Origin of the sequence: Pseudomonas sp. WS 5010 (assembly GCF_012985565.1) — a bacterium.
Classification (GTDB): domain Bacteria; phylum Pseudomonadota; class Gammaproteobacteria; order Pseudomonadales; family Pseudomonadaceae; genus Aquipseudomonas.
Genome location: NZ_JAAQWQ010000003.1, coordinates 185,203 through 203,961 on the forward strand (window position 1 = coordinate 185,203; position 18,759 = coordinate 203,961).

The window sequence follows — 18,759 nt, forward strand, 5'->3', positions numbered from 1 at the left end:
CGATGGCGGACTGGAACTCACCGCAACTATCGGCGCTGGAGCCACTCCAGCATGCCCCGCCCCGCCGCCCGCCCGCTGGCAAAACACCCCGTCAGCAGATATCCGCCCGTCGGCGCCTCCCAGTCCAGCATCTCGCCGGCACAAAACACCCCCGGCAATTGCTTGAGCATCAAACGCTCATCCAAAGCTTCAAACGGCACGCCGCCTGCGGTGCTGATGGCTTCGTCCATTGGCCGGGTTTTCACCAGGGTCAACGGCAGAGCCTTGATATCGCCGGCCAATTGCTGCGGGTCGTTGAAGTGTTCGGCGGGCGCCAACTCGCGCAACAGCGCGGCCTTTACCCCATCCAGGCCCAACTGGCTGTGCAAATGCTTGCTCATCGAACGTGAGCCGCGAGGCTTGGCCAGTGCCGCCTGCACCTTATCCAGCGGCTTGCCCGGCAGCAGGTCGATATGCACGGTGGCTGAGCCTTCGCGGTTGATCCCTTCGCGAATCGGTGCCGACAGGGCGTAGATCAAACTGCCTTCGATACCCGCGGCGGTGATCACGCATTCACCCAAGCGAGGCTTGTCATCCGCGAGGCCAATGGCGACGTTTTTCAACGGCGCGCCGGCGAATTTGCTCACCATCAATTCGCTCCAGGCTGACACCTCGAAGCCACAATTACTCGGCTGCAGCGGGGCGTAGTGCACGCCTTGGTCTTCCAGCAACTTGAGCCAGGCACCGTCCGAACCCAGACGCGACCAGCTGCCGCCGCCGAGGGCCAGTAGCACGGCATCGCTGTGGACAGTTTTTTCGCCCTCCGGGCTGTGGATAATTAAGCCGCCGTCGGCACTCCAGCCCAGCCAGCGATGGCGGGTGTGGATAACTACCCCCTGGTCGCGCAGGCGCTTGAGCCAGGCCCGTAGCAGCGGTGCGGCTTTCATATCGGTAGGGAATACCCGGCCAGAGCTGCCGACAAAGGTTTCAATGCCCAAGCCATGGATCCATTCGCACAACGCCTCGGCACCGAATTGGCGCAGCAAGGGGGCAATGTCCGACGCACGTTCAGCGTAGCGTGAGAGAAATGCCGGGTAGGCTTCAGAGTGGGTGATGTTCATGCCACCCACGCCTGCCAGCAGGAACTTGCGCCCCACCGATGGCATGCCGTCATACAGCTGCACCCCAACCCCGGCCTGGCTCAGGACTTCGGCGGCCATCAGCCCGGCGGGGCCGCCGCCGATGATCGTGACGTGAAAAGGCTGGGCTGGGATCTGGGGCATGGGGGTGACTGCGGTTCGGCGAAGTAGGGCGAGCATTCTACCCGAGGACCGTCAAACTGCCTGATCAAAAAACGTACACCTTCCTACAAGCTATGCGACGCCTGGCTTACAGGCGGTTACGCTCAAGTTATCCACAGGCCGTTCCACAGGCATTGTGGGTAACGCCCACGTTTCAATGACAACCTGATGACGTCCACACCCGCTGGGCACTGTGGTGCAGGATGCCGTGGCGGCGGGCCAGGGCGTGGCGGTCCTTGCTGTAGCCGCCACCGATCACGCCCACCACCGGGATGTCGCGGCCCAGGCAATGGCGCATCACGCTTTCGTCACGGGCGGCGACGCCGGCGTCTGTCAGCTTGAGGTAGCCGAGGGCGTCGTCCTTGTGCACATCCACGCCCGCGTCATACAGCACCAGGTCGGGCTGATACAAAGGCAGCAGGTAGTTGAGGGCATCGTCCACCACCGTGAGGTAGTCAGCGTCGCCCATGCCCATGGGCAGTGGGATGTCCCAGTCGCTGGTGGCCTTGCGCGCCGGGAAGTTCTTTTCGCAGTGCAGGGACACGGTAATGGCATCCGGCGTGTCGTGGAGGATGCGCGCGGTGCCATCACCCTGATGCACGTCGCAGTCGAAGATCAGTACCCGGTTGACTCGGCCGCTGGCCAGTAGGAAATGGCTGATCACGGCCAGGTCATTGAAGATACAAAAGCCCGCCGGGTAATCGTAATGGGCGTGGTGGGTGCCCCCTGCCAAGTGGCAGGCCAAGCCGTGTTCCAGGGCCTGTTCGGCCGCCAGTAGCGAACCGCCGACCGCGCGCACGGTGCGCCGGGCCAGGGCTTCGCTCCAGGGCAGGCCCAGGCGCCGTTGGTCTTCGCGGGACAACTCACCGCTCATATAGCGTTCGATATAGCCGGGGTCATGGGCCAGGGCGAGCACTTCGGCCGGGCACAACTGGGGGCGCAGCAGTTGGCTGTCCTGGGTCAGGCCGCTGTCGACCAGGTGATCGCGCAGCAGTCGGAATTTGTCCATGGGGAAGCGATGATCCGCCGGGAACTCGGGGCTGTAGTCGTCGTGGTAGATCAGTGGCAAAGGCATGGCAATTTCTGACAGGAACCAGCGAAGGATCTTAACAGCGCTGTACACTCACGCACATGGCAAGGGAGGGGAACGATGGAGCCGATACTGGAGTTGGAAAGCGCGCGCCTGGTGCTGCGCCAATGGCGCGACAGCGATTTGCCGGCGTTTGCCCGGATGTGCGCCGACCCGCAGGTGATGCGCTATTTCCCGGCCCCCCTGGACCGCCTGGAAAGCGCGGCATTGATCGGGCGAATACGTGGTCATTTTGCCGAGTATGGGTTTGGCCTGTGGGCCCTGGAGCGCAAGGACAGCGGCGAGTTTATCGGCCTGACGGGCTTGATGAATGTCGGCTTTGAAGCCGGTTTTACCCCGGCGGTCGAGATTGGCTGGCGCCTGGCCCGTGAGCACTGGGGCCTGGGTTTTGCCAGTGAGGCGGCCTGGACTGCACTGCGTTGTGGGTTTGACCGTTTGCAGTTGGAGGAGATCGTGGCGTTCACCACCGAGGCCAACCTGGCGTCGCAGAAAGTCATGCAGGCCATCGGCATGCATTACGATCCGGCGGCAGATTTTCAGCACCCAAGGCTCGCGGCGGATGATCCGCTGCGCCATCATGTGCTGTACCGCATCACCCGCGCCCAATGGTTGGATACGCTGCACGGATAGGCAGGCCGCCCGATGTTATTACCCGCCGCAGCCAAGACTGCGCGGTTTTGCCCTGTGTGAGGAGAATTTGAATGAGCCAAGTGTTGGAAGATCTGGTCGACTTGCTGACCCTGGAACCGATTGAAGAAAACCTCTTTCGCGGCCGCAGCCAGGACTTGGGCTTTCGCCAACTGTTCGGCGGCCAGGTATTGGGCCAGTCGCTGTCGGCAGCCAGCCAGACCGTCGAAGAAGCGCGGCATGTGCATTCGTTGCACGGCTATTTCCTGCGCCCTGGGGATGCCGGGCTGCCGGTGGTCTATCAAGTGGACCGGGTACGCGACGGTGGCAGCTTCAGCACGCGCCGGGTGACGGCGATCCAGAAGGGCAACCCGATCTTCACCTGTAGCGCCTCGTTCCAGTACGACGAAGAAGGCTTTGAGCACCAGACCACCATGCCGGTGGTGGTGGGCCCCGAGAACCTGCCATCGGAGCTGGAGCTGACCCAGCAGCGGGCGCACCTGATCCCCGAGGCCATGCGCGAAAAACTGCTGTGCCCCAAGCCGATCGAAGTGCGTCCGGTGACCGAAAAAGACCCGTACAACCCGCAGCCGTCCGATCCGGTCAAGTATGTGTGGTTCCGCGCCGATGGCGCCCTGGCCGATGCGCCCGCGCTGCATAAATACCTGCTGGCCTACGCCTCGGACTTCGGCCTGCTGACCACCTCGCTGCTGCCCCATGGCAAGACCGTGTGGCAGAAGGACATGCAAGTGGCCAGCCTTGACCACGCCTTGTGGTTCCACGCCGACCTGCGGGCCGATGACTGGTTGCTGTACGCCATGGACAGCCCGTGGGCCGGCAATTCCCGTGGGTTCTCCCGTGGCAGCGTGTACAACCGCGCCGGCCAGCTGGTGGCCTCGGTGACCCAGGAGGGCTTGATCCGCCATCGCAAGGATTGGGCATGAGCCTGGCGCACGTTAAGCACTGGGTATTTGATATGGACGGCACCCTGACCGTGGCCGTGCATGACTTTGCGGCGATCCGCGTGGCCCTGGATATTGCGCCTGCCGATGACATCCTCACCCACCTGGCAGCATTGCCGGCGGCTGAGGCGGCGGCCAAACATGCCTGGTTGCTGGAGCATGAGCGCGAACTGGCGCTGGGCTCGGTAGCGGCCACAGGCGCGGTGGAGTTGGTGCGCGACCTGGCGGCACGGGGCTGTCGCCTGGGGATCCTGACGCGCAACGCCCAGGAACTGGCGCACATCACCTTGAAAGCCATCGGCCTGGCGGACTGTTTTGCCGTGGAAGATGTGTTGGGCCGCGACGACGCACCGCCCAAGCCGGATCCCGGTGGCCTGTTGAAGCTGGCCCAGGCCTGGGAGGTGGCGCCCGCCGAGATGGTGATGGTGGGGGACTATCGCTTTGACCTGGATTGCGGGCGGGCGGCGGGGGCGCAGACGGTGTTGGTCAACGTTCCCGAAAACCCATGGCCGGAATTGGCCGATTGGCATGCCAAGGACTGCGCGGCATTGCGCCAGATGATCTAGCCAACCCCCCACAAATCACCGGTAGGAGCTGGCTTGCCAGCGATAACGGTGGGTCAGCCAATACAGATGTTGACTGATCCGTCGCTATCGCAGGCAAGCCAGCTCTTACATTTTTGATTAGGGGGATCAGTGGAACACGGCCTTCTGCCCCTCGGGCGAGGTGAACATCTTGTCGCCGTCATGCCCAACCCCTGGCACTTCAACCAACCTCTGGCTCAATTGCGGATGCCGCAGCTTGAGGTAGTCAAAATAGTTGTGCCCACGAATCAGCCGATAAGCCCCCTGGGTCTCTGCTGCGCAGCTCTTGTCCAGGGCCGGGTGGTTGGGGTCGGTATCCTGCTGGCCCAGCAGGTAAGTGATATCGCGCGCGACGTAGGCTTTTTCCAGTTGCTGGGGGCTTTGGCCATTGGCGTAGGCCGGCAGCTTTTGCATGCCGTACTTCCAGTCATTGAAATCCGGGCAACTGGCCGGGGCAAACTGCACCGGGCGTTGCGGGCTGAAGTAGGCGTAGGACGACGGGTTGGCGATCACATAGCGCAGGCTGATCCCCGCCGCTTGCAGCGCCGGGTGGTCATGGCCGGTCAGGGCAAAGCGCTGCACCACCTGGCCGCCACCGGAATGCCCGGCGACCACTATTTCCTTGAGGGCCGGGAACAGCTTGCGGTTGCCCAAGTGCTTGATGATCTGGTCCAGGGCGCCGTAGGAACTGATCTGGCCATGGCCGATTGACGCCTCGCCAGCCATCCACCCATTGCCATGCCAGCGCAGCACGCTATCGCCCAGGTGATGGCGCTGGATATCGGCCGCGTTGAGAAACTGTGGCGCGATTACCAGGGTATTGGCACTTTGCCCGGCATGGGCCGCTGCGTCTTCGGCGCTTTTGAGGTAGGTCTGGGCGTTGCGCAGCCGGCCATGCACGATGATCAGCGCGCGGGTTACTTGCGGCAGCGGCTGGCGCCAGTCCTGGCTCAGGCCCAGGCTCAGGTCGCCGGCTTGCAGGGTGAAACGTTCGGGGCTGACCACCTTGACCGTCTGCCCGGCGGCGAAGGTGGTGGCAGAGCAGGTGACCATCAAGCCCAGCAGCCATGCGGATCGTCTGTTCATTTAAAGACTCTTGGCCGAAAACGTGTCGCATTGGCTGATCTGGCCCTGGGCAAAGCCAGTCTTGAACCAGCGGACCCGCTGCTGCGAGGTGCCATGGGTGAACGAGTCGGGTACCACGCGGCCCTGGCCCTGTTGCTGCAGGCGGTCATCGCCGATGGCGTTGGCGGCGTTCAGTGCTTCTTCGATGTCGCCCGGTTCCAGCCAGTTCAGGCGCTTTTGCGCCCGGTTGGCCCAGACTCCGGCGAAGCAGTCGGCCTGTAGTTCCTGGCGCACCAGCAGGCCGCCATCGCCTTGCATCTGCCGGCCTTGCTGGCGCGCGACCTGGATCTTCGACGAAATCCCCAGCAGGGTCTGCACGTGGTGGCCGACTTCGTGGGCAATCACATAGGCCTGGGCAAAGTCGCCAGCCGCCTGGAAGCGTTGGGACATTTCCCGGAAGAAATCCAGGTCCAGGTAGACCTGCTGGTCGGCCGGGCAGTAGAACGGGCCGCTGGCGGAGGTCGCGCCACCGCAGGCGGAATTCACCCGGCCACGGAACAGGATCAACTTGGGGTTCTTGTAGGCCAGGCCGTTTTCCTGGAATACCTGGCCCCAGGTGTCTTCGGTGTCGCCCAGTACGGCGCGTACGAAGTCTGCCTGCTCGTCATTGGCGGGCGGTGCCTGGCGTGTTTGCGGGCTGACCGAAGGGGCCTGCTCGGTCATCTGGCCGCTCAGTTGCCCGAGGATCTGCATCGGGTCCTGGCCGGTGAGCAGGCCGATGCCGACGATCAGTACGATGGCGGTCAGGCTCAGGCCCTTACCGCCGCCAAAGCGCATGCCGCCGCCACCGCCGCCGTCATTGCGCGCGTCGACCACGTTGTCGCTGCGTCGACCCTTTTTCCATAGCATGGGGCAATCCTCTTGATGTACCTGTTTGCACCGCGTTTTTGTAGGAGCCGGCTTGCCGGCGATGGTCGTCAACGATGATGTTGGCTACCTGACGCCCCGCGCGCTAAATCGGCTGCTATCGCCGGCAAGCCGGCTCCTACAGTGGGGGTTGTGATTGAGTATGGCCGTTATTCGCGGCAATACCCTTCGCCCGTATTGACCACCAGGCAATCTTTTTTATCTGCCAGCCATTTCAAGCCAGTGGCTGCGCCGTCGCCGGCACGCAGCATCTGCGGGCCGTCCGGGCGGTTGAAGGTGATGCCGTCTTCGCTGGCCTCACCTTTAAACGTGCCGGAGGCGTCGGCATCCAGGCCGTATTGCATGCTCAGCAGGTAATGCCCGCGGCCGATGCTGTCGTCCTTGCTGACGGTCAGGTGCAGGCCTTCGACGCCGATCCACTTGCCGACCCATTTGTCGGTGGGCGGGGTTTGCGGCACCAGGGTCGCCTGGACCGATGGCGGTGCGGGCTTCGGGGCCTCGGGGGCTTTATCGCAGGCGCTGAGCAGGGCGAGGGTCGAAAGGAGCAACAGGGTTTTTTTCATCGGGGATTGGCCTTGGTTAAAAAGCCTGCAATGGCAGGCTGGCGTGCAGCGTTGGACTGGGTTTGGGCGAATTAGTGCGCTGATCGCCCGCTGTTTGGTTATGCTCTTGAGACCGATGCACCACCCGCTCTAGATTAGCGCGTTGAGTGCCACTGCTTGCGGCGGTCATTTCAGCCTGTCACGCACGAGAATTCAATGACCCTCAGCACCCCTCTTTCCGGCGTCAACCATCCCTTCAAGGGCATCGTGCTGATTGTGCTGGCGACGTTTTTGTTTTCCAGCCACGACGCCTTGTCCAAATACCTCGCCGGCTTCTATCCGATCGTGATGGTGGTGTGGGCCCGCTACATGGTGCATACGCTGCTGATGGCGGGGATTTTCCTGCCGCAATCGGGCCTGCGTGTGCTGCGCAGCAAGCGCCCATTGTTGCAGGTGGCCAGGGCCTTGTGCCTGTTGGGTACCAGCCTGTTTTTCACCGCAGCCCTGCATTACATCCCGCTGGCGGAGGCCACGGCGGTGAACTTCCTCGCGCCGATCCTGGTGACGGCCCTGTCGGTTCCGCTGCTGGGCGAGCATGTAACGCGTGGCCAGTGGCTGGCGGTGATCTGCGGGTTTGTCGGGGTGATCATCATCGTGCACCCGGGCGGTGAGTTGTTCACCCCGGCGGTGTTGTTGCCGTTGGTCTCGGCGTTGTTCTTCTGCTTCTACCAACTGCTGACCCGTATCCTCAGCCAGTACGACAGCCCGACCACCAGCAACTTCTTCGCCGGCCTGTGCAACACCCTGGTGATGAGCGCGCTGGTGCCGTTTTTCTGGGAGGTGCCGAGCCTGGGCCACGGCCTGTTGATGCTGGCGCTGGGCACCTGCGGGATGACCGCGCACTTGATGCTGACCCAGGCCTTCCGCTTTGCCGCGCCGGCCTTGCTGGCACCGTTTGGCTATTGCCAGATCGTGTTTGCGGGGTTGTTGGGCTGGCTGGTGTTCAATCACACCCCGGACCTGACAACGGTGGTCGGGATCGGGGTGATCTGCCTGAGTGGCTTGGCCGCTGCCTGGCAGCAGCGGCGGCGTTGAGTCACACCGCGACGGTGGGGATCTTGCGCGGCGCCATGAAGTACATCCAGGTCAGGGCGATGAAGTACATCGCCGGGATCAGGGTGAACAGCACGGTGTAGTTGTTATGGGTCACGGTCAGGATATGGCCGACGATCTGCGTCATGAACATCCCGCCGATGGCTGCGCACATCCCGCCAAAGCCAAACACCGTGCTCATCATGTGCTTGGGCGTGTAGTCCATCACCAGGCTCCAGATGTTGGCAGTCCAGGCCTGGTGCGCGCCGATGGCCAGGGAGATGGCAAACACCGCGACCCACAGCTGGCTGGAACCTGCGGCCATGATCACGCCGACGATGCAGCAGGCAAACAGCAGCATCGACAGCAAGCGCGCCTTGATCGGCTGCATGCCGCGCCCGATCAGGAACGAGGACAGAATCCCGCCGCCCACGCTGCCGAAGTCTGCCGTCAGGTAAATGATGATCAGCGGGATACCCATCTGCGTCACGTTGATCCCCAGGTTGTATTGCTGGTTGAGGAACGGCGGCAGCCAGTACAGGTAGAACCAGAACACCGGGGCGGTCAGGGCATAGGCAATGGCGAAGGCCCAGGTACCGCGCATGCGCAGGATGCGGCTGAAAGGCACGCGGGGCTGTTCCGGCTCGATTTCCTGTTGCACGTAGTCCAGTTCTGACTGTTTTACGCTCGGATGGTCTTCCGGGTTGTAGTACTTCAGGCCCCAGAACACCAGCCAGATCCCACCCAGTGCCGCCATGCACAAAAAGGCGGCCTGCCAGCCCCACACATGCAGCACCAGCGGCAGCAGCATTGGCGTGAGCATGGCGCCGACGTTGGTGCCGGCGTTGAAGATCCCGGTAGCCACTGCTCGCTCGCCGGCGGGGAACCACAGGCGGGTGGTCTTGACGCAAGCGGGGTAGTTGGCCGCTTCGGTCAGGCCGAGGATAAAGCGGCAGACCATAAAGCCTACCGCCGAGGTCGCCAGGCCGTGGGCGCCGGTGGCGATGCTCCACAACAGCACTGCGCAGAAGAACACGCGCTTGACGCCGACCCGGTCGATCAACCGGCCTTGCAACACGAAACCAATGGCGTAGCCGACCTGGAACCAGAAGTTGATGTTGGCGTAGTCCATCGCCGTCCAGTTCATCTCCTTGGCCAGGATCGGTTGCATCACGCCCAGGGCGGCGCGGTCGATGTAGTTCAGGGTGGTGGCGAAAAACACCAGGGCCAGCATGCCCCAGCGGGTTTTGCCAACGGCGAGGGCGCCGCGAATCTTGTCGCCAATGGCCGCTTGCGGGTTGCCGGGGCGCGGGGCCACGGCGGAATTTTGCGAAGGCATGAGAGGTACCCGTTTTTTGAAATTTTTATGGTGTGTTCTGGGTCTTGATCACAGGTAGGCGCCTTGAGAAAACGGCCCTGGATGCGCAATCGATGGTGCGCAGTGGCTAAAAAATCGTCAATTCGCCAATCGCCATTGTGTTCGATAATCGCCCATAAAACTAACCGGTTGGTACATTTTAAATTGCTGCTTTATCGCGCGCGGCCAATAATTTGCCGCAAACAAGACCAGCCTTCATTGCCGGGAGTCACCCCATGCAACGTTCCATCGCCACTGTTTCCTTGAGCGGCACCCTGCCGGAAAAGCTCGAAGCCATTGCTGCGGCCGGGTTTGATGGGGTGGAAATCTTCGAGAACGACTTGCTGTATTACGACGGCAGCCCCCGTGAAGTGCGGCAGATGTGTGCCGACCTGGGCATTGCCATCACCTTGTTCCAGCCGTTTCGCGACTTTGAAGGATGCCGCCGTGAACGCCTGGCGCGCAACCTGGAGCGGGCCGAGCGCAAGTTCGACCTGATGCAGGAGCTGGGCACTGACCTGGTGCTGGTGTGCAGCAATGCCTCGGCGGATTCCACGGGCGAGCATTCGATCCTGCGTGATGACCTCAGCCTGCTGGCCGAACACGCCGGGCGCCGTGGCTTGCGCATTGGCTATGAAGCCCTGGCCTGGGGCCGGCACGTCAATACCTGGCAACAGGTGTGGCAACTGGTACGCGAGATCGATCACCCGAGCCTCGGGGTGCTGCTGGACAGTTTTCATACCTTGTCGCTCAAGGGCGATCCGGCGGCTATCGCCCAGATCCCTGGTGACAAAATCTTCTTCGTGCAAATGGCTGACGCGCCGATCCTGGCCATGGACGTGCTGGAGTGGAGCCGGCACTTTCGCTGCTTCCCTGGCCAGGGCGAGTTCGACCTGCCGGGTTTTCTCGCGCCGATCATCCAGAGTGGCTACACCGGGCCGCTGTCCCTGGAGATTTTCAACGACGGCTTTCGCGCCGCGCCCACTCGGGCCAACGCGGCGGATGGTTTGCGCTCGCTGCTGTACCTGGAAGAGAAGACCCGCCAACGCCTGGAGCAGCAGGCCACGCCGTTGGATATCCTGTTTGAGACCCCGGCCGCCAGCGAGTACGACGGTATCGAGTTCCTGGAGTTTGCAGTGGATGAAAACCTCGGCGCCCGGCTGACCCAATGGCTGCAACGCCTGGGCTTCGTCAAGGCCGGGCAGCACCGTTCCAAGAGTGTGAGCCTGCTGCGCCAGGGTGATATCAACCTGATCCTCAACTGCGAGCCGTACTCCTTTGCCCACAACTTTTTCGAGGCCCATGGCCCGTCGTTGTGCGCCACGGCGATTCGCGTCAAGGACAGCGCCAAGGCCCTGGAGCGGGCGGTGGCCTACAAGGGCCAGCCTTATCGCGGCCTGGTCGGGCCCAACGAGTTGGAGCTGGCGGCGGTGCGTGCGCCGGATGGCAGCCTGATCTACCTGGTGGACCAGCATGCCGGCGGGATCTACGACACCGATTTCCACCTGCAAGCGTCCAGCACCAGCGGCGGCGGCTTGCTGCGCATCGACCATATGGCCATGGCTTTGCCGGCCGACAGCCTCGACAGTTGGGTACTGTTCTACAAGAGCCTGCTGGATTTCGAGGCCGACGATGAAGTGGTGCTGCCGGACCCTTATGGCCTGGTCAAGAGTCGGGCGCTGCGCAGCCGCTGCAGTTCGATCCGCCTGCCGCTGAATATTTCCGAGAACCGCAATACGGCAATTTCCCACGCGCTATCGAGCTACCGTGGCTCCGGCGTGCACCACATTGCCTTCGATTGCGCGGATATTTTCGCCGAAGTCAGCCGGGCCAAGGAGGCGGGCGTGCCACTGCTGGATATCCCGCTCAACTACTACGATGACCTGGCAGCGCGTTTTGATTTCGACGATCAGTTCCTCAGCGAACTGGCGTACTACAACGTGCTGTACGACCGTGACGCCCAGGGCGGTGAGCTGTTTCATGTGTACACCGAACCGTTCGAAGGGCGGTTTTTCTTCGAGATCATCCAGCGCAAGAACGGCTACGCCGGCTATGGCGCGGCCAATGTGGCGGTACGCCTGGCAGCCATGGCGAAGTCGCGCAGCGGCGCGGTGCGCCAGGCCAAGTTGTAGGGCGTTGGCGCTTCCTTCGTGAGACGCGGCGGCCCATAATCACGGCCTGCATAAATGGCCGTGAGCGCACCATGACCCCGACGTCCGAACTGCCCGACGCCCCCCTGGCGCCGCGCAAGAGTCGCAAGAACAACCCGGAAAAGACCCGCGAGAACATTCTGCAAGAGGCCATTGTCGAGTTCGTGCAGCAGGGGCTTTCCGGGGCGCGGGTGGACGCCATCGCTGAGCGCATCCACACCTCCAAGCGCATGATCTATTACTACTTCGGCAGCAAGGAGCAGCTGTACGTCGAGGTCCTGGAAAAGCTCTACGGTGATATCCGCAACACCGAAACAAGGATGAACCTCACCGAGCTGGAACCCCGGGAAGCGATCCGGCGCCTGGTGGAGTTCACCTTCGACCACCATGACCAGAACGTGGATTTTGTGCGGATTGTCAGCATCGAGAACATTCACAACGCCGAGTATGTGAAACAGTCGGATGCGATCAAGGCGATGAACAGCAATATCCTGGAGGCGTTGGGCGCGACCTTGCGCCGGGGCGCGGAGCTGGGGGTATTTCGCGCGGGGCTGGAGCCGTTGGATGTGCATTTGCTGATCAACTCGTTCAGCTTTTACCGGGTCTCCAACCGCCATACCTTCAGTGAGATTTTTCAGATCGAATTGTCGGATGAAGCGATCAAGCAACGGCATCGCGCGATGATCTGCGAGTCGGTGCTGCGTTACCTGCAGGCCTGATCCACCGCCGATTCAATGTCGTGCGGGCTTGTGTGGGAGCTGGCAAGCCAGCTCCCACATTAGGATCCGGTTTCTACAGTGAGGTATTCATGTGTTGGAAATGATCGAGCATCCTTTGTGCATCTGCTTTCTCACCACTGAACAACTCAAAGGCCTTCACCGCCTGGAACACCGCCATATTCCCTCCATCCAGCGTGCGGCAGCCCAAGGCCCGGGCGCTGCGCAGCAGCTCGGTTTCCAGCGGGAAGTAGACGATTTCCGCGACCCACAAATCTGCGCGTAGCAACACGGCTGGCACTGGCATGCCCGGCAGCTTGGCCATGCCCATGGGCGTGGTATTGACCAGCCCGTCAGCCGCCGCCATCGCGCTGTCCAGATCACTGGCGGCATGCGCGCGGCCGGGGCCGAAATGCTGGTTGAGGTTATCCGCCAGGCTTTGCGCGCGCCCATGGTCCACATCGAAAATACTCAACTGCCCGACACCTTCGGCCAGCAGCGCATGGGCCACTGCCGCGCCCGCGCCACCAGCGCCCATCTGCACCACGCGCTGGCGCGCAGCCTCATGCAGGCCACGGCGAAACCCTTCGGCGAAACCCAGGCAGTCGGTGTTGTGACCGATGCGCTTGCCATCGCGCCAGACCACGGTGTTGACCGCGCCGATGCCCTGGGCTTCGGGCGACAGCTCATCGAGCAGCGGCAGGATCACCTGCTTGCACGGGTAGGTGATGTTCAACCCGGTGAAGTTCATCTGCTCGGCGGCCTTGAGCAGCTCGGGCAGGGCGCTGCTGTCCAGTTGGAGCGGGTCCAGGTCGATCAGGCGATACAAGTAGCGCAGACCCTGGGCATCGCCTTCCTGCTCATGCAGGGCCGGCGTGCGGGACGCCTGGATGCCGGCGCCGATCAGGCCGGCAAGAATGCGCGGTTTCATTTGAGCTCCCGACTGAAATGTTCGAGGGCCAGGTGATAACCGTGGCTGCCAAACCCGGCGAGCACGGCCTTGGCGATAGGGGAAACAAAGGAGTGATGGCGGAAGGATTCACGGGCATGCACGTTGGACAGATGCACTTCGATCACTGGCAGTTCACTGGCCACCAGGGCGTCGCGGATGGCCACCGAGGTGTGGGTCCAGGCCGCCGGGTTGATCACAATCCCGGCGCACCGGGCACGGGCGCCATGAATCCAGTCCAGCAACTCGCCTTCGTGGTTGGTCTGGCGAAATTCCAGTTTCAGCCCGAACTGTTCGGCACTGCGCCCACATAGCGCGGCGACGTCAGCCAGGGTCTCGTGGCCATAGGTGGCCGGTTCGCGGGTGCCGAGCAGGTTCAGGTTGGGGCCGTTGAGGACCAGTACGATAGGCGGCATGGGGATGTCTCCACTGTTGTTTTTATTGATGGAGACAAAATGTACTGAATGGTTAATTTGGTCAATTGGCCAGGCGTCATGCCGTGGATAACCGTTCGATTATCGAACGCTGAATACGGCCTGCCGGTACTGCCCAAGAGTTGATATCAATTGAAAATCATTCTCGACAACGCTTAAGATGCCCGCCTGTTTCCTTTACATCCCCAGGGAGTCGGTTTGTCGGACGTGGATCTCAAGGGCCTGTTTCTCAAGCATGCCGATACCCTGCGCCGGTATTTGCTGCGCAAGGTACGGGACCCTCAGTTGGCTGCGGACCTGGTGCAGGAGAGCTTCCTGCGCCTGGCGCAAAAGCCGTCCAGCGAGCGGATCGACAACTCCCAGGGTTATCTCTACCGCACGGCGAGCAATCTTTTGATCGACCATATCCGCCAGGAGGCCCGGCGCAAGACCGACTCCGTGCCCCATGAGGCGTTGGCCGAGATTGAAGATGAAGTGGCCGGGTTGGAGGCTCAGGCAATGGCGCAGCAACAGCGACAGGCATTGAAGCAGGCGTTGGCGGAACTGCCGGAGCGCACCCAGCAGATTTTCCGCCTCAACCGCGTCGAGGGCATGACCCACGCCCAGGTTGCGCGGCATCTTGAAATTTCCGACAGTTCAGTGCAAAAGCATCTGGCCAAGGCACTGGCGCATGTCATGCAGCGTTTGCGGGAGGGCGATGTGACGCCGTCCGACGAATGATTTACTGAAAAAACGCTGCTCAAACGTCACTGTTTCATACAACGAGAATTCGAGACTCACACGTGAATAGCCAGGAGTCGCAACAGCCCAGCATTACCGAGGTCGCCGCCGATTGGGCGGTGCGCCTGCATGCGGGCGGGCTGGGTGTGCAGGAACACGCCGAACTGCAACGCTGGATTGCCAGCGACAGCCGCCACGCCGCGGAACTGGATTTTGCCCGGCAGACCTGGGCGGCGCTGGGTGATTTGCCAACAGATACGCCCGTGCATCGCCAGCGCCCGCCGTCGGCAGGCATGCCACTGCGCCGCGCCCAGCGTCGGCGGCCATGGCGCGTGGCTGCAAGTGTCGCGCTGTTGCTGGTGGTCGCCGGAATTGGCTGGTTGCAGGCGCCGCAAGCCTTGTTGCAGATGCAGGCCGACTACCTGACCGCCAAGGGCGAAGTGCGCATGGTGCGCCTGGCGGACGGCAGTACCGTGGAGCTGGATTCCTCCAGCGCCATCCGCCTGGATTTCGACGGCGAGCAGCGGCGGATCAGCCTGCTGGCCGGCTCGGCGATTTTTGACGTGGCGCCCATGGTCGGGCAGGAAACCCGGCCGTTCGTGGTGCAAAGTGCCGGCGGGCAAACCCGGGCCCTGGGCACGCGTTTTGTGGTCGGCCGCGAGGCAGACGACCAGGCGTGGGTGGGTGTGCTGCAACACAGCGTGGCCGTGACCCAGCAAGACCGGCCGCAAACCACGGTCCTCGAGGAGGGGCAGGCCGCCCGCTACAGTGCGCAGGGCGGTGTGAAAGGCCTGCCCGGCTTCGACCTGGCGCGGGCCACCAGTTGGCGGCGCGGGGTGCTGGTGTTCGACCGCCAGCCGCTGGCCAAGGTGGTTGAAGAACTCAATCGCTACCGCCCCGGGCGGGTGGTGCTGCGCAATGCCGAGCTGGACAAGCGTGAAGTCAGTGCGGTGGTGCGCCTCGACATGCTGGACATGGCGCTGGGCACCTTGACCGAAGAGCTGCAGGTGCACCGTTTTGATCTGGCGGGTGTCAGCCTGATCTACTGACATACCGCAAACCTCCCTGTGAACGGGCGCTTTTGTGTGGGCGCTGGCTAGCCTGCGATAGCATCACCTCGGTCTACCTGGTAGACCGAGTTGCCTGCATCGCCGGCAAGCCAGCTCCTACACAAGCCCGCATTCCTGGCTGATCTTCAAACAATTTTCAGAAACACTTACTGAGTCTCTATCCCTGACGCGTCTTGCTAATCGAGAAGTATTCGCATAAACAAAAAACGCTCAGCGAAGGGATCACAACGATGTCTGCAATCACCAAAGGGCGCGTCACCGGCAGCCGGTTGGCCCTGGCCATTCACTTGGGTCTGTTTGCCAGCGCCGGGCAGGCCTACGCCGCCGCCCCGGTGGCCGGCGCTTCGCAGCCTGCGACGCTGATGTTCGATATTCCCGCCCAACCCCTGGGCGGCGCGGTCCTGGCGTTTGCCGACCAGGCTGGTTTGCAGGTGCTGTTCGATAGCCCCCGCCTGCAAGGCCTCAGCAGCACCGCGCTGAAGGGCCAATACAGTGTCCAGGAAGGCCTGGGGCGTTTGCTGGGCAGTGCGCCGGTGGAGTATCGCTTCACCGGCGAGCGCCAGGTCACCCTCAATCGCGTCAATGTCGAACAGGACAACGCGTTGACCGTTGGCACCACCACCATCAACGCCAACACCAACGGCAAGCCCAGTGACTGGGTGTATGAAACCCCGCGCTCGGTGGCGGTGATCACCCGCGAGCAGATCGACAAGCGCCCACCCCGGCACGCCGCCGACATGCTCGAGGAAACCGCCGGTGTCTACACCGCCGTCAACCAGCGTGACCCTGGCTTGTCGGTGAATATCCGTGGGGTGCAGGACTATGGCCGGGTCAATATGAACATTGACGGCATGCGCCAGAACTTCAACGTCAACGGCCACCAGCAGCGCAACGGCACGATGGTGATCGACCCTGAATTTATCTCCAGCATCGAGATCGACAAAGGCAGCCAGTCGGGCATGGGCGGTGCGGCGGTGCTCGGTGGCATTGCGTCATTCAAGACCCTGGACGCCAGCGAGTTCCTGGCCGATGGCAAGGAGTACGGCGGGCGTCTGCGCGCGGGTAATGGCATCGGCAAACTGGGCAATGGCACCCACTTCAATGGCAGCGGTGTATTTGCCTTTGGCGATGAGCGTGGCGATGTGCTGCTGGGTTACAGCGAGCGGCATTTCGGCGATTACCACGCCGGCACCCACAACGACCAGAAGCTGGGCACCAACCTGCGCGCGCGCAAGTATCAGCCCGAGGCGTTTGACGATTGGTTGAACAGCGAGGTCGGCGATATGGGCAGCGTGACTCGCTCGCAGATCGTCAAACTGGGCCTGAACCTGCCCAATGACCAGCGTGTGCAACTGAGCTACCTGCAAAGCGACAGTGACAGCAACGACGCCTGGGCCTATACCGCCGACGATGCACAAAGCGTTTACTACCGGCGCGTGAGCAAGAACAACCTTGCGGCCAAGAACGTCGCGCTGGACTATAGCTACACGCCAGACAACCCGCTGATCGATTTCAAGGCCAAGGCGTATTACGTCAGCACCCAGTTGGAACGCACCAATGCGCCAAACCTGTCGTCACCTGGTACGGGCAACGAGGTCGGCGGCTACACCGATCACTTCCAGACCGATACCTGGGGCCTGCAAGCGGACAACACCTCGCGCTTCGATTTCGAGGCACTGGGCCGGGTCAAATGGAACTACGGCCTGGAGATGTACCAGGACCAATTCAAGCCGCGCACCAACAAGGTCGAGGCGGTCAACCTCCAGGGGCTGCTGCCGTATGTCGAAGGCGACACCCCGGGCGGTAAACGCACCATCGCCAGCTTGTTCAACAACCTGCAATACGAATATGGCAACTGGCTGACCCTGGATGCCGGCCTGCGTTACGACCGCTACCGGCTTGAAGGCAAAACCGGGATGACCCTGTACAAGCGCGACCGCTTCTACAACAGCCTGGTGGGCGCCAAGCGTGTGGCCGAGGTGTTTGATATCGATAATGAAGAGGGGCACTTCTCGCCCACCTTCGGCATCGGCGTCAAGCCGGGGCTTGAGTGGATGCAACTCTATGCGCGCTGGGGCAAGGGCTGGCGCCCGCCGGCGGTCACGGAAACCTTCATGACCGGTCGCCCCCATGGTGGCAGCTCGGCAGAGCGGGTGTTCCCCAACCCGTACCTTAAGGCTGAAGAGTCGCGGGATTGGGAAATGGGCGTCAACGTGTTCAAGGAAGGGCTGTTTTTCAACGACGACCGCCTGGGCATGAAGGTCGCCTACTTCGATACCAAGATCGACAACTTCTCGTTCCTCAACCACAGCGTCAGCTTGCCAGATACCAGTGTCGGCGGTTTTCTCGGAACCATGGCCTACGTCAACAACACCGGCCCGACGCGCTTTCGCGGTATGGAGTACCAGCTCAACTACGACATGGGCCGGGCCTACGCCAACTTGAGCTACACCCATATGATCGGCAGTAACGACTTCTGCTCGAAGAACTACTACATGGGCGGAGCCAAGACCAGCGGGCCGCGGACTACGCGGATCGAGTCCTACATCCGCCCGGACGGGCGCCCCGGCATCCGGCCGGTCACTACTTATGAAGTGCTGGATGATGACGTTGCCAACAACAAGGAAAGTTGCGGGCGGATCATGGGCAACGCCACCTATATGCCGGCGGATCGCGGCTCGGTGACGTTGGGCGCGCGGTTCCTGGAAAAACGCCTGGATACCGGCGTGCGGGTGCGCTACAGCTCGGGCAACGGTGCCAACCTCAACCAGCAGGGTTATGACTTTATCGACCAGGCACTGTGGCCGCAGTACACCCTCTACGACCTGTATGCCAGTTACTGGATGACCGACCACTTGAACCTTGGCCTGGCCCTGGAAAACGCCACCGATGAAGCCTATTTCGTGGCCATGGGCGACGCCAACAACCTCAGCCTGGCGCGGGGCCGTACGTTGAGCGGGATGCTTGAGTACAAGTTCTGAGCAAGGTGTTCCAGCGTTCCGGCCCTGGCACTTAGAAGGAGTCGCCAAGTCGGCCGCCGCCCGCGCCAATGGCAAGCAGGGCGGCCGGCCCCGCAAGGAGCAATGATGTTAAACCGGGGGTAGCGGGCTTATGTGGGAGCGGGCTTGCCCGCGATTACGGTGGGTCAGCCAGATAGATTTTGACTGATACACCGTAATCGCGGGCAAGCCCGC

Annotated in this window: 17 protein-coding genes; 9 read left to right on the plus strand and 8 right to left on the minus strand. The window is 62.3% G+C overall.

The window, feature by feature from the left end:
• Positions 1-26: 26 nt before the first annotated feature.
• Complete coding sequence (locus HBO11_RS09750; RefSeq protein WP_169951144.1) at positions 27-1,262, minus strand: TIGR03862 family flavoprotein; 1,236 nt, start codon at positions 1,260-1,262, stop codon at positions 27-29.
• Between the two features lie 172 nt (positions 1,263-1,434).
• The gene (locus HBO11_RS09755; protein ID WP_169951142.1) at positions 1,435-2,355 is read right to left on the minus strand and encodes a histone deacetylase; all 921 of its coding nucleotides are present in this window, start codon (positions 2,353-2,355) and stop codon (positions 1,435-1,437) included.
• Between the two features lie 75 nt (positions 2,356-2,430).
• On the opposite strand from HBO11_RS09755, the gene HBO11_RS09760 reads away from it, so the two are divergent.
• The 3 genes from HBO11_RS09760 to HBO11_RS09770 all read left to right on the plus strand — a co-directional run bounded on the left by HBO11_RS09760 (position 2,431) and on the right by HBO11_RS09770 (position 4,525).
• Positions 2,431-3,000, plus strand: a complete 570-nt coding sequence (locus HBO11_RS09760; protein WP_169951140.1) for a GNAT family N-acetyltransferase — start codon at positions 2,431-2,433, stop codon at positions 2,998-3,000.
• Between the two features lie 71 nt (positions 3,001-3,071).
• The gene (gene tesB / locus HBO11_RS09765; RefSeq protein ID WP_169951138.1) at positions 3,072-3,941 is read left to right on the plus strand and encodes an acyl-CoA thioesterase II; all 870 of its coding nucleotides are present in this window, start codon (positions 3,072-3,074) and stop codon (positions 3,939-3,941) included.
• Complete coding sequence (locus tag HBO11_RS09770; RefSeq protein ID WP_169951136.1) at positions 3,938-4,525, plus strand: HAD family hydrolase; 588 nt, start codon at positions 3,938-3,940, stop codon at positions 4,523-4,525. Before tesB ends, HBO11_RS09770 begins: the two co-directional genes overlap by 4 nt.
• 126 nt (positions 4,526-4,651) lie before the next feature.
• Here HBO11_RS09770 and HBO11_RS09775 read toward each other — a convergent pair whose 3' ends face one another.
• The 3 genes from HBO11_RS09775 to HBO11_RS09785 all read right to left on the minus strand — a co-directional run bounded on the left by HBO11_RS09775 (position 4,652) and on the right by HBO11_RS09785 (position 7,098).
• The gene (locus HBO11_RS09775) at positions 4,652-5,629 is read right to left on the minus strand and encodes an alpha/beta hydrolase (protein ID WP_169951134.1); all 978 of its coding nucleotides are present in this window, start codon (positions 5,627-5,629) and stop codon (positions 4,652-4,654) included.
• Complete coding sequence (locus tag HBO11_RS09780) at positions 5,630-6,517, minus strand: neutral zinc metallopeptidase (protein ID WP_029292172.1); 888 nt, start codon at positions 6,515-6,517, stop codon at positions 5,630-5,632. It lies immediately after the preceding gene.
• 167 nt (positions 6,518-6,684) lie between these two features.
• The gene (locus HBO11_RS09785) at positions 6,685-7,098 is read right to left on the minus strand and encodes a hypothetical protein (RefSeq protein ID WP_169951132.1); all 414 of its coding nucleotides are present in this window, start codon (positions 7,096-7,098) and stop codon (positions 6,685-6,687) included.
• Positions 7,099-7,293: 195 nt separating this feature from the next.
• Here HBO11_RS09785 and HBO11_RS09790 point away from each other — a divergent pair, with 195 nt between their 5' ends.
• A complete protein-coding gene (locus HBO11_RS09790) occupies positions 7,294-8,172 on the plus strand; it encodes a DMT family transporter (RefSeq protein ID WP_169951130.1) in 879 nt (292 codons plus the stop codon).
• Between the two features lies 1 nt (position 8,173).
• Here HBO11_RS09790 and HBO11_RS09795 read toward each other — a convergent pair whose 3' ends face one another.
• Positions 8,174-9,508 carry an MFS transporter gene (locus HBO11_RS09795; protein WP_169951127.1) on the minus strand — a complete coding sequence of 445 codons (1,335 nt, stop codon included), beginning with the start codon at positions 9,506-9,508 and terminating at the stop codon, positions 8,174-8,176.
• 254 nt (positions 9,509-9,762) lie between these two features.
• On the opposite strand from HBO11_RS09795, the gene quiC reads away from it, so the two are divergent.
• Both quiC and HBO11_RS09805 read left to right on the plus strand, forming a co-directional pair.
• Positions 9,763-11,658, plus strand: coding sequence for a 3-dehydroshikimate dehydratase QuiC (gene quiC, locus HBO11_RS09800; RefSeq protein WP_169951125.1), 1,896 nt, complete (start codon positions 9,763-9,765; stop codon positions 11,656-11,658).
• 71 nt (positions 11,659-11,729) lie between these two features.
• Entirely contained in the window at positions 11,730-12,395 is a 666-nt protein-coding gene (locus tag HBO11_RS09805; RefSeq protein WP_057958369.1) for a TetR/AcrR family transcriptional regulator, read from the plus strand.
• 73 nt (positions 12,396-12,468) lie between these two features.
• Here HBO11_RS09805 and HBO11_RS09810 read toward each other — a convergent pair whose 3' ends face one another.
• Positions 12,469-13,323 (minus strand): shikimate dehydrogenase, encoded by an 855-nt coding sequence (locus HBO11_RS09810; RefSeq protein WP_169951123.1) that lies wholly within the window; start codon positions 13,321-13,323, stop codon positions 12,469-12,471.
• Positions 13,320-13,757, minus strand: a complete 438-nt coding sequence (gene aroQ, locus HBO11_RS09815) for a type II 3-dehydroquinate dehydratase (protein ID WP_169951120.1) — start codon at positions 13,755-13,757, stop codon at positions 13,320-13,322. The genes HBO11_RS09810 and aroQ overlap by 4 nt, the downstream gene beginning before the upstream one ends.
• A 216-nt stretch (positions 13,758-13,973) precedes the next feature.
• Here aroQ and HBO11_RS09820 point away from each other — a divergent pair, with 216 nt between their 5' ends.
• The 3 genes from HBO11_RS09820 (at position 13,974) to HBO11_RS09830 (ending at position 18,546) form a co-directional block, all read left to right on the plus strand.
• Entirely contained in the window at positions 13,974-14,495 is a 522-nt protein-coding gene (locus HBO11_RS09820) for an RNA polymerase sigma factor (RefSeq protein ID WP_032861829.1), read from the plus strand.
• A gap of 62 nt (positions 14,496-14,557) precedes the next feature.
• A complete protein-coding gene (locus tag HBO11_RS09825) occupies positions 14,558-15,544 on the plus strand; it encodes a FecR family protein (protein ID WP_169951118.1) in 987 nt (328 codons plus the stop codon).
• Positions 15,545-15,795: 251 nt separating this feature from the next.
• On the plus strand, positions 15,796-18,546 hold the full coding sequence (locus HBO11_RS09830; RefSeq protein ID WP_169951116.1) for a TonB-dependent receptor: 2,751 nt from the start codon (positions 15,796-15,798) through the stop codon (positions 18,544-18,546).
• The last annotated feature ends 213 nt before the right edge of the window (positions 18,547-18,759 follow it).

What these genes read in the sequence shown, in the direction of transcription:
- HBO11_RS09750 (WP_169951144.1), bottom strand. Translation starts at nt 1,262, where the DNA reads ATGCCCCAGATCCCAGCCCAGCCTTTTCACGTCACGATCATCGGCGGC.
- HBO11_RS09755 (WP_169951142.1), bottom strand. Translation starts at nt 2,355, where the DNA reads ATGCCTTTGCCACTGATCTACCACGACGACTACAGCCCCGAGTTCCCG.
- HBO11_RS09760 (WP_169951140.1), top strand. Translation starts at nt 2,431, where the DNA reads ATGGAGCCGATACTGGAGTTGGAAAGCGCGCGCCTGGTGCTGCGCCAA.
- tesB (WP_169951138.1), top strand. Translation starts at nt 3,072, where the DNA reads ATGAGCCAAGTGTTGGAAGATCTGGTCGACTTGCTGACCCTGGAACCG.
- HBO11_RS09770 (WP_169951136.1), top strand. Translation starts at nt 3,938, where the DNA reads ATGAGCCTGGCGCACGTTAAGCACTGGGTATTTGATATGGACGGCACC.
- HBO11_RS09775 (WP_169951134.1), bottom strand. Translation starts at nt 5,629, where the DNA reads ATGAACAGACGATCCGCATGGCTGCTGGGCTTGATGGTCACCTGCTCT.
- HBO11_RS09780 (WP_029292172.1), bottom strand. Translation starts at nt 6,517, where the DNA reads ATGCTATGGAAAAAGGGTCGACGCAGCGACAACGTGGTCGACGCGCGC.
- HBO11_RS09785 (WP_169951132.1), bottom strand. Translation starts at nt 7,098, where the DNA reads ATGAAAAAAACCCTGTTGCTCCTTTCGACCCTCGCCCTGCTCAGCGCC.
- HBO11_RS09790 (WP_169951130.1), top strand. Translation starts at nt 7,294, where the DNA reads ATGACCCTCAGCACCCCTCTTTCCGGCGTCAACCATCCCTTCAAGGGC.
- HBO11_RS09795 (WP_169951127.1), bottom strand. Translation starts at nt 9,508, where the DNA reads ATGCCTTCGCAAAATTCCGCCGTGGCCCCGCGCCCCGGCAACCCGCAA.
- quiC (WP_169951125.1), top strand. Translation starts at nt 9,763, where the DNA reads ATGCAACGTTCCATCGCCACTGTTTCCTTGAGCGGCACCCTGCCGGAA.
- HBO11_RS09805 (WP_057958369.1), top strand. Translation starts at nt 11,730, where the DNA reads ATGACCCCGACGTCCGAACTGCCCGACGCCCCCCTGGCGCCGCGCAAG.
- HBO11_RS09810 (WP_169951123.1), bottom strand. Translation starts at nt 13,323, where the DNA reads ATGAAACCGCGCATTCTTGCCGGCCTGATCGGCGCCGGCATCCAGGCG.
- aroQ (WP_169951120.1), bottom strand. Translation starts at nt 13,757, where the DNA reads ATGCCGCCTATCGTACTGGTCCTCAACGGCCCCAACCTGAACCTGCTC.
- HBO11_RS09830 (WP_169951116.1), top strand. Translation starts at nt 15,796, where the DNA reads ATGTCTGCAATCACCAAAGGGCGCGTCACCGGCAGCCGGTTGGCCCTG.